The organism is Rhizobium sp. LjRoot98 (assembly GCF_964252935.1).
Taxonomy (GTDB): domain Bacteria; phylum Pseudomonadota; class Alphaproteobacteria; order Rhizobiales; family Rhizobiaceae; genus Pararhizobium.
The window spans coordinates 625,437-641,196 of record NZ_CAXUPW020000001.1; the positions used below are offsets into that span (position 1 = coordinate 625,437).

13 protein-coding genes are annotated in these 15,760 nt (G+C 60.7%); 10 read left to right on the forward strand and 3 right to left on the reverse strand.

All coding sequences use genetic code 11. The features are described from left to right. The first annotated feature begins 80 nt into the window (after positions 1-80). Entirely contained in the window at positions 81-1,496 is a 1,416-nt protein-coding gene (gene tldD, locus ACSQ3J_RS03145; RefSeq protein WP_060504851.1) for a metalloprotease TldD, read from the forward strand. 42 nt (positions 1,497-1,538) lie between these two features. On the opposite strand, the gene ACSQ3J_RS03150 is transcribed toward tldD, so the two are convergent. Next, the gene (locus ACSQ3J_RS03150) at positions 1,539-2,807 is read right to left on the reverse strand and encodes a D-alanyl-D-alanine carboxypeptidase (RefSeq protein WP_060504897.1); all 1,269 of its coding nucleotides are present in this window, start codon (positions 2,805-2,807) and stop codon (positions 1,539-1,541) included. Between the two features lie 386 nt (positions 2,808-3,193). Here ACSQ3J_RS03150 and ACSQ3J_RS03155 point away from each other — a divergent pair, with 386 nt between their 5' ends. Continuing rightward, the gene (locus ACSQ3J_RS03155; protein ID WP_060504850.1) at positions 3,194-4,087 is read left to right on the forward strand and encodes a hypothetical protein; all 894 of its coding nucleotides are present in this window, start codon (positions 3,194-3,196) and stop codon (positions 4,085-4,087) included. Positions 4,088-4,233: 146 nt separating this feature from the next. Further along, positions 4,234-5,265, forward strand: coding sequence for a polysaccharide deacetylase family protein (locus ACSQ3J_RS03160; protein WP_112834553.1), 1,032 nt, complete (start codon positions 4,234-4,236; stop codon positions 5,263-5,265). A 10-nt stretch (positions 5,266-5,275) separates the two neighbouring features. Here ACSQ3J_RS03160 and pdxH read toward each other — a convergent pair whose 3' ends face one another. Further along, complete coding sequence (pdxH, locus tag ACSQ3J_RS03165; RefSeq protein ID WP_060504895.1) at positions 5,276-5,896, reverse strand: pyridoxamine 5'-phosphate oxidase; 621 nt, start codon at positions 5,894-5,896, stop codon at positions 5,276-5,278. A gap of 126 nt (positions 5,897-6,022) precedes the next feature. On the opposite strand from pdxH, the gene ACSQ3J_RS03170 reads away from it, so the two are divergent. From ACSQ3J_RS03170 to ACSQ3J_RS03185, 4 genes are all read left to right on the forward strand, one after another. Further along, positions 6,023-6,472 (forward strand): RT0821/Lpp0805 family surface protein, encoded by a 450-nt coding sequence (locus ACSQ3J_RS03170; protein WP_060504894.1) that lies wholly within the window; start codon positions 6,023-6,025, stop codon positions 6,470-6,472. A 232-nt stretch (positions 6,473-6,704) separates the two neighbouring features. Next, entirely contained in the window at positions 6,705-7,799 is a 1,095-nt protein-coding gene (locus ACSQ3J_RS03175; protein WP_060504849.1) for a J domain-containing protein, read from the forward strand. A gap of 252 nt (positions 7,800-8,051) precedes the next feature. Continuing rightward, positions 8,052-8,870 carry an enoyl-ACP reductase FabI gene (gene fabI, locus ACSQ3J_RS03180; protein WP_060504848.1) on the forward strand — a complete coding sequence of 273 codons (819 nt, stop codon included), beginning with the start codon at positions 8,052-8,054 and terminating at the stop codon, positions 8,868-8,870. An 88-nt stretch (positions 8,871-8,958) separates the two neighbouring features. Next, a complete protein-coding gene (locus ACSQ3J_RS03185; protein WP_436038635.1) occupies positions 8,959-9,543 on the forward strand; it encodes a histidine phosphatase family protein in 585 nt (194 codons plus the stop codon). Positions 9,544-9,637: 94 nt separating this feature from the next. Here the strand turns inward: ACSQ3J_RS03185 and ACSQ3J_RS03190 are convergent, their stop codons facing one another. Beyond that, entirely contained in the window at positions 9,638-9,898 is a 261-nt protein-coding gene (locus ACSQ3J_RS03190; RefSeq protein WP_037106378.1) for a DUF1344 domain-containing protein, read from the reverse strand. Between the two features lie 261 nt (positions 9,899-10,159). Here ACSQ3J_RS03190 and ACSQ3J_RS03195 point away from each other — a divergent pair, with 261 nt between their 5' ends. The 3 genes from ACSQ3J_RS03195 (at position 10,160) to ribB (ending at position 15,709) form a co-directional block, all read left to right on the forward strand. Then, positions 10,160-13,339 (forward strand): bifunctional diguanylate cyclase/phosphodiesterase, encoded by a 3,180-nt coding sequence (locus ACSQ3J_RS03195; protein ID WP_112834555.1) that lies wholly within the window; start codon positions 10,160-10,162, stop codon positions 13,337-13,339. A gap of 154 nt (positions 13,340-13,493) precedes the next feature. Continuing rightward, complete coding sequence (gene aroC / locus ACSQ3J_RS03200) at positions 13,494-14,591, forward strand: chorismate synthase (RefSeq protein ID WP_060504846.1); 1,098 nt, start codon at positions 13,494-13,496, stop codon at positions 14,589-14,591. A 17-nt stretch (positions 14,592-14,608) separates the two neighbouring features. Then, positions 14,609-15,709 carry a 3,4-dihydroxy-2-butanone-4-phosphate synthase gene (ribB, locus tag ACSQ3J_RS03205; RefSeq protein ID WP_060504845.1) on the forward strand — a complete coding sequence of 367 codons (1,101 nt, stop codon included), beginning with the start codon at positions 14,609-14,611 and terminating at the stop codon, positions 15,707-15,709. The last annotated feature ends 51 nt before the right edge of the window (positions 15,710-15,760 follow it).

Sequence of the window (15,760 nt, forward strand, 5' to 3'; positions counted from 1 at the left end):
TCTTGACATCTGCGCTTGCCCCTCACCGCACCTGTCCCTACATAAAGCACCATATTCCTTCGTATCTGGAGCCCTCGCCCATGAACACCGATCTCATCAAACTGTTCGACAGCGACGAGGCTGCCATTCGCGAAGTTCTGGCGCAGACCTTGTCGGGTGCTGATGATGGCGAACTGTTCATCGAACACAGCCAGTCGGAATCGCTGTCCTTCGACAATGGCCGCCTGAAGGGCGGCAGTTTCAATACCGACCAGGGGTTTGGCCTGCGGGCGGTGGCTGGCGAAGCGGTCGGCTATGCGCATGCGGGCGATCTATCGCTCTCCGCGCTGAAACGGGCAGCCGATGCGGTCGGCGCCGTCACACGCGGCTATTCCGGCACCTATGCTGCAGCCCCGCAGCGCACCAACAAGAAACTCTATGGCGACGAAAACCCGATCGGTGAGCCGAGTTTTGAGGCCAAGGTTTCGTTGCTGCAGGAAATCGACGTCTATCTGCGGGCCAAGGATCCCAAGGTCCGGCAGGTGACCGCCTCGATCGCCGCCAGCTGGCAGGTGGTCGATATCCTGCGCGCCGATGGCGAACGCATGCATGATATCCGGCCGATGACGCGCCTCAACATTTCCGTCGTCGTCGGCGAAGGCGACCGGCAGGAGGCCGGATCCTACGGTGTCGGCGGCCGCCGCGGTTTTGGCGATTTTGTCACCGTGGACAACTGGCGGCGCGGCGCTGACGAAGCTCTTCGGCAAGCGCTTGTCAATCTCGAAGCCGTCGATGCTCCGGCCGGCACCATGGATGTCGTTCTCTCATCGGGATGGCCGGGTGTGATGCTGCATGAGGCGGTCGGTCACGGACTGGAAGGCGATTTCAATCGCAAGAAGACCTCAGCCTTTGCCGGCCTGATGGGCCAGACGGTTGCGGCCAAGGGCGTGACCGTCGTTGATGACGGTACGATCGAAAGCCGCCGCGGTTCGCTGACCATCGACGACGAAGGCACGCCATCCGGCTACAACGTCCTGATCGATGACGGCAAGTTGGTTGGTTACATGCAGGACCGCCAGAACGCCCGGCTGATGGGCATGAAGGCGACCGGCAACGGTCGGCGCGAATCCTATGCGCATGTGCCGATGCCGCGCATGACCAACACCTACATGCTCGGCGGCGACAAGAGCCCGGAAGAAATCATCGCCTCGGTCAAGAAGGGCATCTATGCCGTCTCCTTCGGTGGCGGCCAGGTGGATATCACCTCCGGCAAGTTCGTCTTCGGCTGCACCGAGGCTTATCTGATCGATAACGGCAAGATCGGCGCGCCGGTCAAGGGCGCGATGTTGATCGGTAACGGGCCCGACGCCATGCAGCGCATCACCATGATCGGTAACGACATGAAGCTCGATACCGGCATGGGCAATTGCGGCAAGGGCGGCCAGTGGGTGCCTGTCGGCGTCGGCCAGCCGCATTTGCGCATGAACGACATGACTGTGGGCGGCACGCAGGCCTGATCGTCCAAGAACGGCCCTGCGGCCGCCAGGCGCCTTCCCGCCTCAGCCGCGGGACGGCAACAGCATGCAGTCATACGAGCGCTGTTTCAGCCTGCTGCAAGCAGCGGCAGCGTCCTCCCGGCTGGAAAAACCGACGAAGCGGGCGCGATAGACCCGGCCGGCACCGTTGCCGACGGCCTCGGTATACGGCGAGGCTGACTGCAGCGTGTGGCCTGCAGCAACACTCGCCTGCGCCAGCAGGGCACGCGCTGCCTCTTGAGACGGCGCTGCTGAAATCTGGATCTGCCAGGCACCGGCCGGAAGAACATCCGCGGTGTTTTCGAGCTCATTCATCGCCGCCGGGCGCTCGGCTGGGATTGCTGAATGCGACGACGAGCTGGCGATCAGTGCGGCGACCGCATCGCTGCTCCGGCGCTCCGGCGCCGCAAAAGGCAGTGGCACATCGGACGCGCCGAGGGCGGCGACCTCCACAGGGCCGCGGGTCTTTGCGGCAGCCACCAGCGCACGGCTGCCCGTGCGCGACGCCTTGCCGATATGGCGATCGAGCAACGCAGCCATCTTGTCGTCGCGGCTTCGAGCAGTGCGGCCGCCAAGCACGACGCCGATGACCCGCCGATTGCCGTCCCGGACGGCGCTGACGAGATTGAAACCCGAGGCATTGGTATAGCCGGTCTTGATCCCGTCCATGCCGTCATAGCGGTACATCAGGTTGTTGTGGCCGCGGACCTTGCGGCCACGGAACACAAAGCTCTCGGTGGCAAACAGCCTGTACTCCTTGGGAAAGTCACGCATCAGTGCGATCGCGAGCGTCGACATGTCGCGCGCCGTCGTCACCTGGGCGCGTGCCGGCAGGCCGGACGCGTTGATGAAGACGGTCCGGCTCATACCGAGCTGGCGCGCCTTCTTCGTCATCATCTGGGCGAATTTGGCTTCCGTTCCACCGAGCTTCTCTGCCATCGCGGCTGCCGCATCATTGCCCGAGCGCACGATCATGCCGAGGACCGCCTCGCGTACCGTCAGCTTCATCCCCGCCTTGAGCCCCAGCCGCATCGGTGGTTTGGCCGCCGCCGTCTTCGACACCTTGATTTGGCTGTCCCATTTGATGGTGCCGCGGTGAAGCGCCTCGAAGGTGAGGTAGAGCGACATCATCTTGGTCAGCGAGGCTGGATGGTTGAGCGTGTCGGGATTTTCCGCCGACAGCACCTTGCCCGTGCGGGCATCGAGAATGATCGAGGCGCTGCCTGCAAAGGCCACCGCCGGTCCGAAGGCAAAAGTAAACATTGCCCAAAGCAGGCATCGAAAAGTTGTCATGCCGGTCCCCATTCGCTGGCACCCTTGAGCGGGCGCGGTTTTGCGTCATTTTGCGACAGAGCCGTGTCTTTGCTGCAACTTTGCGGCGGAATGCGCCTATCCGGCACTACTTTTATCGCAGTGGTAAACGAAGAATTAACGTTGCCGCCGGCCGGCCGGCCAAAGGCAACAGGCGCTCTAACACTGCACCTCAGTAACCGGGCATGGCCGTTACGGAACCAATCCCCCCTGCCCGCGTTTACCGGACACGCCGCATAACCGTTTGAAAAAGCGGCCGGTTCAATGCAAGGGAGTTACATCATGGGACGCGGAATTCTACTCTGGCTGCTGGGGGTTCCGATCCCCATTATCATCCTACTCGCCCTCTTCTTCCGATAGGTGGCGCGATGACAATCCCGGTTTCAACGGTACCGTCAGGCACCACCATCGAATCCTCGGATTCCGCCGTCAGCTGGGGCGCGATCATCGCAGGTGCCGTGGCGGCGGCGGCGATTACGATCGTTCTCTCGCTGCTCGGCTCCGGCATCGGGCTGAGCATGGCCTCCCCCTTTTCGTCACAGGGCGCATCCTTGACAACCTTTGCCGTCACCGCGGCGATCTGGTTCATCGTCGTGCAATGGGCCTCTGCCGCATTCGGCGGATATATTGCCGGCCGCCTGCGGACGAAATGGACCGGCGTTAACCGCGACGAGGTGTTCTTTCGCGACACAGCCCATGGTGTGCTCGCCTGGGCGCTCGCAACGTTGATCGTCGCCGGTGCATTGGGTTCAGCTGTATCATCCGCAGTCGGCACTGGTGTGCAGGCCACGGCGACGGTGACAGCAGGCGCGACAGCGGCGGGTGCCGCGGCAGCCTCGTCAGATGCGGGCAGCAATGCGACGTCCTACTTTGTCGATAACCTGCTGCGCCCGGCCACACCTGCTGCAGCACAGGCTGGCGCGGGGGCGGACGATACGGCAGGTCAGGTGTCCCGTATCCTCCTCACCAGCGCTGCCAACGGCGAAATGTCGACCGGTGACCGAACTTACCTCGATCAGCTCGTTGCTGCCAAAACGGGCTTGTCGGAACCGGATGCCAAGGCCCGCGTCGATGCCGTTTTGAAAAGCGTCGATGAAGCCAAGGTGGCTGCGACGGAAGCGGCCGAGACGGCACGCAAGGCCAGCGCATCCGTCGCGCTGTTTGGCGCGCTGTCCCTGTTGATCGGTGGCTTTGTCGCCGCAGTCGGTGCGGCACTCGGCGGCCGCCAGCGTGATGAAGTCGATGGGGTGTTGCCGCGTTAACTGCCAACAACCATTGGAATAATATTATAAGGCGGGCCGCGAAAGCGATCCGCCTTTTCGTTGCCCAATCTGCCATTCAGCCGGTGTTAACGCCAGGATGGCTAATGTCGCGGTCGATTTTGCGCTAGGGGATGCACTTGAAAAACATGCTGCGACAAGCCGTCAAACGCACGGCCATTACGGGTGGCTTGACCGTTGCCGGGTTGCTGCATGCTGGCGGGCTGATGCGGCAGGCGCGCGGTCGCGGCGCGATCTTCACGCTGCATCATGTTCGCCCGAAACGGCCTCGCACCTTTGATCCCAACGCCCATCTGGAGATCACCCCGGAATTTCTGGATACAGCGATCTCGACATTGAAACGCGATGGCTACCGGTTTATTGCCCTCGATGCGCTGGCTGCCCATCTTGCCTCGAAGGATCCCCAACCGGCTGCCGTTTTCACGCTGGATGACGGCTATCGCAACAATCTCGACCATGCCGCGCCGGTGTTTTCCAGACACAGTGTACCCTTCACGGTATTTGTTGCCGGCGGCTTCATCGATCGCACCCATACGCTCTGGTGGGAAACGCTTGCCGATCTTCTGGAACAGCAGTCAAGCCTGACCTTCGATTTCGGTGCAGGTGACGAAACCCTGCCGCTTGGCAGCCTGCCGCAGAAGCAGAGCACCTTCGACCGGTTTGCCGCCTTCCTGCATTCTATCGACGAAGCCACGGCGATCGACCGGCTGAACCGGATAGCGCAGGCATCCGGCATCGATGCCATAGGGATCACCACTGCTTTGACGCTGGACGAGGCAGGCCTCAAAACACTGATCGAAAACCCGCTCGCCAGCCTTGGCGCGCACACGATCAGCCATCGTTCGGTCACACGCCTCAGCGACGAAACGGCAAGCGCTGAAATGGACCTTTCGGCCCGCAGGGTGGAACAAATCACCGGACGCCGGCCGACATCGCTTGCCTATCCCTATGGCTTTGCCACCGCCGTCTCGGCCCGCGATCACCGTTTGGCCGCCGGTCTTGGCTTCAGCACCGCCGTGACGACGCAGCCAGGAACGCTGTCCAATGCGGTCAACACCGCCGCTCTGCCTCGCATTTCGCTGAACGGTCATTTTCAAAAGGCTGGATATGTCAGCGCGCTTGCCTCGGGCATTGCCTTCAGGTTGATGGGCGCGCGCTGAGCACCTTCGATCAGGGATACATGCGCACCTTCGACCAATCGCCTTCCGGCGCATCGCGGCGGAACTCGATCCGGTCGTGCAGGCGAAAAGCGCCATCCTTCCAGAACTCGATCGACGTCGGCTTGATGCGGAAACCCGACCAGTGATCGGGGCGCGGAATCTCGCCGATGGCATATTTCAGCGTATATTCGGCAACGGCCTTTTCCAGCGCAAACCGGCTTTCCAGCGGCCGCGACTGTTTTGACGCCCAGGCGCCGATCCGGCTGCCGCGCGCACGGGTCTTGTAATATTCGTCGGCCTCTTCATTGCTGACGATCTCCACCGGGCCGCGCACGCGCACTTGGCGGCGCAGCGTTTTCCAGTGAAAGCACATCGCAGCCTTCATGCTGCCAAGAATTTCCTGGCCCTTGTGGCTTTCGAAATTGGTGTAGAAGACGAAGCCGCGCTCGTCGAAATCCTTCAGCAGCACCATACGCACATCCGGCAGGCCATCTGCATCTACCGTCGCCAGTGCCAAGGCATTGGGATCGTTGATTTCTGCGGCCTGCGCCTCTTTCAGCCACGTGCCAAAAAGGGAAAAGGGCTCATTCTCTTGCGTGAAGTCACCAGTTGTTAACCCAGTCTCACTCATATTGCCATCCAATGCCGTAATGTGTGGCGCGAACGCAGTTTCCGCCCGCCGAACGAAAAATGTCAGAGCTTGCACGTTGCGTCTTAGGACCTTGAAGCCGCTCTTTCCAGTCTGACAGGTATGCCGTTGCAAGACATAGCAAAGTGGATCAAGGACACAAAGGGTTTATCCCGGTTGAGCGGCATTGCCGCAGTGTGCCTGGCCGCGACCATTCTTTCGGGATGCCTTGGCGGTCTCGATTTTTCCGGAACACCCGAGGTCGACCGAACCGTCTCGACAAATTCCGTGCCCTCCGTCCGGAGTGACGAAGACAATTCCGACGCACTCACCGTCAAAAATGCGGTGTCGTCAGCCGATGTGACACGGATTGCCGGAAACCCCATTCCCTGGGCGAACTCCAGTTCGGGCAGCACCGGTGTGATCAGCAGCATCTCCGAGGAACAGGTGAACGGCACCACCTGCCGCCGGTTCACCACCACCCGCCATTCCTATCAGGGCATCGCCAAGTTTGACGGCAATACCTGCCTGCTCGGCAATGGCCAATGGTATCTCACCAGCTTTGGCCCCCGCAGCTGATATCGGGATTGGCACGCTTCGCTACCGCGTATTAACCACGCCACAACAAAGACGCGGCGCGAAGCCACGAACACAACCGGCGCACGCCCACAGCTAACCGTAATTTAAGCAGCAGCTTCTCATCATCACCGGCATAGGGAGAAGACCGCCGGGACGCGGCTCCCCGATTGTTTCAACAGGCTGAAACGAACCGCGAAATGCGGCACCTCAGTCTTCAAGGGCGGTGACAGGCATGCGTGATCCCTATTCAGTGCTCGGCGTCAGACGCAATGCCGGACCGGACGAGATCAAGGCCGCCTGGCGGTCCGTGGCAAAAGCCGTGCATCCCGACCAGAACAAGGATGATCCGCTCGCCACCCAGCGCTTTGCCGAGGCTGGACGCGCCTACGAGGTGCTGAAGGACCCGAAGCTGCGCAACCGCTACGACCACGCCCGCCGTGAGGCTGAACTGCGCCGCATGGAAGAAATGAAGCGCAAGGCGCGGGGACCGGAAGAGGAAACCATCGACCCGGAAACCGCCGAAGAGATGATTTCGCGCATTTTCGAGACCAAGGACAGGGCACGGGCGCAGAACGCAAAGCCGCCAGAGAAGAAGCCGGCAACGGCTGCGCCGCAGGCAAAGGCCGAACCGGCGCCGGAAGCCCGACCGGAGCCCAAGGCAGAAGCTGTGCCGGAATCCGAAGCCAAGCCGGAACAGAAAGTCGAGGGCGACAGGACGCCCATGTTCGGCGGCTTCCCACGCGCCGCAGCACCGGCAGCAGACCTTGTTTCGGCGATCGTCCGGCGCATCCGCGGCGCGGCCAGCAAACCCGCACTGGAAAAGGTGCCCGATATCTTCTGCGACGTCACGGTCTCGATCGAGGAGATCTTCCGCCGTGAAAAGGCAACGGCAACGCTGCCCGACGGACAGACATTGAAGGTCACTCTGCCCGCCGGCACGACCGACGGCAGCGTCGTCCGTCTCAAGGAAATGGGTTACCGCTTGAACGGCATGCAGCGCGGCGATGTCGTTGTTACCGTGCGCGTGCTGGAGGACGGCCGCTTCCGCAGCGACGGGACCGACCTGCGGACCACTTTGCCAGTCAATATCCAGGATGCCATCCTCGGATGCGAGATGACGGTCGAGACCCTTACCGGGGCCATCAGGGTAACCATCCCGGCATGGTCCGGCTCCGACCATGTGATCCGGCTTGAGGGTCACGGCCTGCCGACAGCGGAGGGCAAACGCGGCGATCTACTGGTGGAACTGCGGCTGATGCTGTGGGAAAAGCCGGATGAAAAGATCACCGACCTGATGCGCAGCCTGCGCAATGGCCTGTTTCTGTAAAGATTTTGCGACAAACGCCGTGGATCGCTGCCAGCAATATGGCCACTGACCCAATATTACGGGGACTAACACTTCCTGATCTCCCCCGCGCTTGAACCACCGGGACGGCTATGTCATAGCCAATGCTCGAAAAATTCAGAGCCGACGCGACCGCAAGGGGCGCGAAGGCTCCGGCAGGTTCAACATATGCGAATTTCCAGTCGGCCAATGCCTGACTGACGAAAGCATAGGCTTTATTGGGGGCATAACATCATGTCGCAAACATCCGGTCTGATGAAGGGCAAACGCGGCCTTATCATGGGTGTCGCAAACAACCGGTCGATCGCATGGGGCATTGCCAAGGCAATTCGCGCACAGGGCGGCGAACTGGCATTCACCTATCAGGGCGACGCCTTGAAGAAGCGGGTCGAACCGCTGGCCGAAGAACTCGGTGCCGTCATGGCCGGCCATTGTGATGTCAGTGACGAATCCACGATCGACGCCGTTTTCGACAACCTGGAAAAAATCTGGGGCAAGATCGACTTCATCGTGCACGCCATCGGCTTTTCCGACAAGGACGAGTTGACCGGCCGTTATGTCGATACGTCGGCCGCAAACTTCGCCCTGACGATGAACATCTCGGTCTATTCCTTCACCGCCGTCGCGCGGCGTGCGGAAAAGCTGATGACCGATGGCGGCTCGATGCTGACCATGACCTATTACGGCGCCGAAAAGGTCATGCCGAACTATAACGTCATGGGTGTTGCCAAGGCGGCCTTGGAAGCCAGCGTCAAGTATCTTGCCGTCGATCTCGGCCCGAAGAACATCCGCGTCAACGCGATTTCGGCTGGCCCGATCAAGACGCTTGCTGCGTCCGGCATCGGCGATTTCCGCTATATCCTGAAGTGGAACGAATACAACGCGCCACTGCGCCGCACCGTCACCATCGAGGAAGTCGGTGATGTCGGCCTCTACATGCTGTCGGACCTGTCGCGTTCGGTCACCGGTGAAGTTCATCACGCCGACAGCGGCTACCATGTCATCGGCATGAAGGCCGTCGATGCGCCGGATATCGCCGTCGTCAAGGACTGATACGCCTCCGAAAGAATTCCGGGGCTCTCGTGTAGCGGGCGCCCCGGCTCCTGCCTTGGGGCCAAGCCCCCTGCCCCGGAGTTTCTCCGTGACCATTTACATGATCCGCCACGGACAGACCGACTGGAATGCGCAAATCCGCATGCAGGGCCAGAAGGACATTCCGCTCAACGATACCGGCCGCCGCCAGGCGAGCGGCAATGGCCGGTCACTTCTTGCCATTCTCGGGCAGGATGTTGAAAAATTCGACTTCGTCGCCAGCCCGCTTCACCGCACCCGCGAGACCATGGAACTCATTCGCGAAGCCATGGGGCTTGCCCGCAACGGCTACCGCATGGACGACCGGCTGAAGGAAGTCTCCTTCGGTGATTGGGAGGGTTACACGATGGCCGAACTCGAGCGGGAGATGCCCGAACGGGTGGCGGAACGTGAATTGTCGAAGTGGGATTTCATCCCGCCGGGGGCGGATGCTGAAAGTTATGAAATCCTGTCCTGGCGCATCGGCGCCTGGCTTTCCAGCGTGTCCGGGCCGACCGTCTGTGTCAGCCATGGCGGCGTCATCCGCACGCTGTTCAAGCTATGCGGCGCCATGGATGCGGAGGAAGCAGCACTCGGCGCCATTCCACAGGATCGAATCTTGAAAATTGAGAACGGCACAATCGGCTGGCTCTAGGCTGCCTTTGGCCGAAGGTGGGAAAAGCGGCGGATTGTTCAATCAGCCCGCCACCCGAATGATGCGGCACTGAGCCAGTGCCGCGACTGCAGTCTTACTGCACGATTTCCAGATCATTGATGACGCGCTTGCCATCGACTTCGGTGTAGAAAACCAGAACCTTGACGCCCTGCTTCAGGCCATCAAAGTTGAATTCTTCCGGTGCCTGGTAGTTCTTGCCGTCGTCCAGCGACAGGCTCAGCTTGTCGGTATCGACGCCGGTGATCACGGCCTCGACATCGGCACTCTCGGCGAACGCGGCAAGCGGCGAAAAGAAACCGGCTGCGGCCATCAACGTAGCAACGATGAAACGCATCTGTCTTGCCCTCTTCAGTGATTCATTCAATTTTGTTGTGCCCACTGTTTGATCTCCGATTGTGGCAAAAATCGCCCGCTGCCGTGTCATTTAAAATTTTACCGAATTTGGACCGCTCTTTAGAAAGCTCATGGTTAACCAAATCCTGATCGACAGCGTCCCTCCCGCCGAAGAGCCGATTTCATAGCAGGAACAGCCTCTAAAGCCAATCTTAAGACTCCCTCTCTACCGTGAGGCCGGGGAATATGGGGTGCATGGCCGTTGACTAAAAGCGCTACAATCCGTCATCGCGCCTGGGCGCTTGCCAGGCTGGCGAAACCGTCGCTTTTTCCCGCCTTCATCGCCGTTGCCGTCGTTTTCACCGGCGGCTACTTCTTCGAGCAGCAGAACCGCGAAAACTTCCGCAACGAGCTGAATAGCAACGTCCAGAACGAGCTCAATCTTGTTTCCCTGCGCCTGCAGAGCGAGATCAACAACAACATCACGGCGCTACGCGGTTTTGCCAACAGTTTCGCCGTCGATCCGAACATGGCCCAGCCGCTTTTCGACCAGTTGGCGACCAAGCTGCTGATCCAGAATCCGCAGATGGTGCGCGTCAGCGCTGCACCCGATGCCGTCATCCGAATGACATTTCCCCTCAAAGGAAACGAGCGGATGATCGGCACCGACTTCAAGAAATTCCGTTCCTCCCGGGTCGCCATCGACCGGGCCGAATCGAGGGCCAAGCCCATTCTGGCCGGCCCAGTCAGGCTTCCGAGCGGCCGGACCGGCTTCAATCTGTTTTCGCCGGTCTTCACCAGGACTGACAACAGCCTGGTCTTTTGGGGCTTCATGGAAGCCGTCATCGACGAACGGGATATCTACACCAATGCGGGCCTCATCGACGCAGGCAAGCATAGTGACGAAGCTGATGGCGGCCACCGGCATACCAATATCCAGCTGGCAATCCGCGATGTCTCGGTGAAAAACAGCATCCAGGATGCATTCTTCGGCGATACCGATCTCTTCGAAAAATCGCCTGTCATCCGCCAATTGCAGCTGCCCGGCGGAACATGGGAACTGGCGGCGATCCCAGCCGACGGCTGGGCGCAGGAGCCCGCCAACAGCACATGGCTGGAAACCGCGATCTTCATCGCTGCCGCGATCATCATCATCCCGATCTTTCTGACCGGCGGTTTCGTCAACGAGCGCCAGCGCAACATCGCCAAGCTTCGCGCACGCGAGCGGGAACTGCTGACCGTGTCACATCGGCTCAATCTGGCGCTTGAATCCTCCAAGATCGGCATCTGGGAAATTGACCTCGACACGCAGACACGCTCCTGGGATGAGCGCATGTACCATCTGCATGGCCTGCCACCGGGCGGCGGGGATCCAAGCTACGCGGAATGGCGCGGCTCGGTGCATCAGGACGATATCAGGGCGGCATCCCTGACCCTGTTCAGGGCGTTGGATGAAGATCTGGAATATCGGTCGCAGTATCGCGTCGTCATGGCCGACGGCAGAATCCATCACGTCCGCAATGCCGGCTCCACGCATGTGGGTGCCGATGGCAAAGCCAAGATCACCGGCATCAGCTGGGATGTCACCGACGACGTCATGATGACGGAGCAGCTGCGAACGGCAAAAGCCGTTGCCGACCAAAAGAACGCCGAACTGGAAGATGCCCTTACCGGTCTGTCGGAACGCGAACAACAGCTGGAGGCGATCACCAGACGCCTCGATCTGGCGCTCGATTCCTATCAGTGTGGCATGTGGGAAGCCGATCTCGACGCGGGCGTCACCTACTGGGACGAGCGCATGCATCAGCTTTACGGGCTGACCTATGTCGACGGCATAACGTCACATGAAACCTGGATCAACACGATCCATCCCGATGACCGCGAAGAGACACTTTCAAGCGTGGGCCACACCATTTCGACCGGCCTCCCTTATGTGCAGGCCTCCAGGGTGGTGCTGACAGACGGAACAATCCGGCATATCCGCTCCGTCGGCAAGATCCACGAGGCGCCCGGCGGTAACCGGAAGCTGATCGGCATTGCCTTCGATATCAGCGATGACGTGCTTTTGACCGATGAACTGCGCACCGCAAAGGCAATGGCCGAAGCCAAGAACGGCGAACTGGCCGATGCCAAGGACCGTATCGAACACAATGCCCTGCACGATCCGCTGACGGGCCTTGGCAATCGCCGCATGCTCGACAAGGAACTTGAAGCGCTGTCGGCCGCCCGCAAGGATGGTCTGCAGAACATCGCGATCCTCCATATCGACCTCGATCGCTTCAAGCAGATCAACGATACGCTCGGCCATGCGGCGGGTGACGCGATGCTGGTGCATGCCTCGAAGATCCTGCGCGCAAACGTGCGTGCCGGCGACATCGTGGCGCGCATCGGTGGCGACGAGTTCGTCGTGCTGGCCGCCAATCCGCCGAGCAAGATTTTCCTGTCCAGTTTGTCCGAGCGCATCATTGCCCAGATGCGCCAGCCCGTCGATTACAACGGCTTTCCCTGCCGCTTCGGTGTCAGCATCGGCATTGCCTGTGCCGGTAACATGGCGATCGACGAACGCCAGCTGCTGGTCAACGCCGATATCGCACTCTACCGGGCCAAGGAAAGCGGCCGCAACCGGCATGAATTCTTCACCGAAGCGCTGCAGGCCGAAATCATCACGACCAAGCGGATTGCCGATGAGATTCTTGAAGGCATTGAGCAGAACCAGTTCGTTGCCTGGTATCAGCCGCAGTTCGACGCCGGTACGCTGCGCCTTTCCGGCGTCGAGGCACTGGTACGCTGGAACCATCCGCGCGAGGGCGTTCTGACGCCAGACAAGTTCCTGCATATCGCCGAGGAGCTGAATGTGGTGGCAACGATCGACCGTATCGTGCTCGACCGGTCGCTGATCGACGCGATGCGCTGGGCAGCGCTGGGTATCGACGTTCCGAAGATCTCCGTCAACGTCTCGGCCAAGCGGCTTAGCGACGACCTGCTGTTGAACTCGCTGCAAGGCCTGTCGTTCAAACCGGGTCAGCTGTCGTTCGAACTGGTGGAATCGATCTTCCTCGACGAGAGCGACGATATCGTTACCGCCAATATCGAGGGCATCAAGAAGCTCGGCATCGATATCGAAATCGACGATTTCGGCACCGGCCATACCTCGATCGTCAGCCTGCTGAAGATCAAGCCGAAGCGGCTGAAGATCGACAGGCAGCTGGTTGCGCCCATTCTCAACTCCCGCAACGAACAGGCATTGATCCGTTCGATCATCGAGATCGGCCGCTCACTCGGCATCGAAACGGTCGCCGAGGGCGTCGAAACCATGGAACATGCGGAAATGCTCGGCCTGCTCGGTTGTGATCTCCTGCAGGGTTATGCTTTCGCCAAGCCCTTGAGCTTCGACAAGTTCGTGGAATTCGCCAACAAGGATGCCCTGCAACTGGCGTCCTGATTGGCTTTCGCGACAGGACACACTGTTCACGACGCAATCATGATATTTCGCCAGAAAGGTTTTCCCTTTCCGGCGTTTTCCACTATGAGTGCGCTACTGAATGGCGCAGCGGCTCGCCCGGATGCGCTTGGCCTCATATCCGGTTGCCTGATCCATGTCGCACAATACTTTCGGTCATCTTTTCCGCGTTACCACCTGGGGCGAAAGCCACGGTCCGGCGCTCGGCTGCGTCATCGACGGCTGCCCTCCCGGCATCCGTTTCACCCTGCCCGAGCTGCAGGCCTGGCTCGACAAGCGCAAGCCCGGCCAGTCGCGCTTCGTCACCCAGCGCCGCGAGGACGATCTGGTGAAGATCCTCTCCGGCGTGATGCTGGACGCGGACGGCGAGACAATGATCACCACTGGCACGCCGGTCTCGATGATGATCGAAAACACCGACCAGCGCTCCAAGGATTACTCTGAAATTTCCAAGAGCTACCGGCCGGGCCATGCCGACTATACCTATGATGTCAAATACGGCATCCGCGACTATCGCGGCGGCGGCCGCTCGTCGGCGCGTGAAACTGCCGCTCGTGTGGCAGCCGGCGGCCTTGCCCGCAAGGTGGTCCCGGGGCTTCTGGTGCGCGGCGCGCTGGTGCAGATCGGCAAGCACAAGATCAATCGCGACAACTGGGACTGGAACGAAGTCGGCAACAATCCGTTCTTCGCACCCGATCCGGCCATCGTCCCGGTCTGGGAAGAATATCTCGACAGCATCCGCAAGTCGGGTTCGTCGGTCGGCGCCGTCGTCGAGGTGATAGCAGAAGGTGTACCGGCCGGCATCGGCGCGCCGATCTATGCCAAGCTCGATCAGGACATCGCCTCCAACCTGATGTCGATCAACGCCGTCAAGGGCGTGGAGATCGGCAACGGCTTTGGCGCTGCCGAAATCACCGGCGAGGAAAATGCCGACGAGATGCGCATGGGCAATGACGGCAACCCGATCTTCCTGTCGAACCATGCCGGCGGCATCCTGGGCGGCATCTCGACCGGCCAGCCGGTGATCGCCCGCTTCGCCATCAAGCCGACCTCTTCGATCCTGACCGAGCGTCAGTCGATCGATAGCGACGGCAACAATGTCGATATCCGCACCAAGGGCCGCCATGACCCCTGCGTCGGCATCCGCGCCGTGCCGATCGGCGAAGCGATGCTTGCCTGCACCATTGCCGATCATTACCTGCGTGACCGTGGCCAGACCGGCCGGTTGAAGTAAATTCAAGGAAGAACCCCATGCCCTTTGACCAGAAGCGCGTTGCCGATGCCATCCGGGCCTTCGAGGCCGGCGAAATCGTTGTCGTCACCGATGATGACGGCCGTGAGAACGAAGGCGACCTGATCGTCGCGGCCGTGCATTGCACGCCGGAAAAGATGGCCTTCATCGTGCGCCACACCTCTGGCATCGTCTGCACTCCGATGCCAAAGGAAGAGGCCAAGCGCCTCAACCTCAACGCCATGGTGGCAGAAAACGATTCGGCCCATACGACGGCCTTCACCGTCACCGTCGATTTCAAGCACGGCACGACGACCGGCATTTCGGCCGAAGACCGGACGCTGACGGTGCGCAACCTTGCCAACCCGAATGTCGGCGCTGCCGACTTCACCCGTCCCGGCCACATCTTCCCGCTGGTTGCCCGCGAAGGCGGCGTGTTGATGCGGTCCGGCCATACGGAAGCTGCCGTCGACCTCTGCCGCCTTGCCAGCCTGCCGCCGATCGGCGTTATCTGCGAACTGGTCAACGACGACGGCACGGTCACCCGCGGCCCGCAGGTCACCGAGTTTGCCGAAAAACACGGCCTGAAGCAGGTCTCGGTCGCCGATCTCATCGCCTACCGCCAGCGCAAGGAAACGCTAATCAACCTTGAGGCAACGTTCGATGTCGATACCGCCTATGGCAAGGCCAAGGCGCATGCCTATTCCCTGCCCTGGGATCCTATGCAGCATCTCGCTGTTGTTTTCGGCGATATCCGGGATGGCATCGATATTCCGGTGCGCCTGCACCTCGAAAACGTTGCCGCAGACGTCTTCGGCAAGGCTTGCCAGCTCGATCCGATTATGCAGCGCATGTCCGAACAGGGCCGCGGCGTCATCGTTTACCTGCGTGAAGGTTCGGTCGGCGTTGGCGTCTCGACAACGGCGCGCACCGGCAAGCATGAGCGCGAAGAGCATAGCGAAGCACAGGCCCGCGAAAGCGAATGGCTGGAAATCGGCCTCGGCGCCCAGATCCTCAAAGATCTCGGCATCACCTCGATCCGGCTGCTCTCCTCACGCGAACGCCACTATGTCGGCCTGGAAGGTTTCGGCATCGAGATCGCGGCGACCGAGATTATCTGAGCGCCTGCGCCCACTGAATTTTCAAGGCCACCGGTCAGGACATGACCGGTG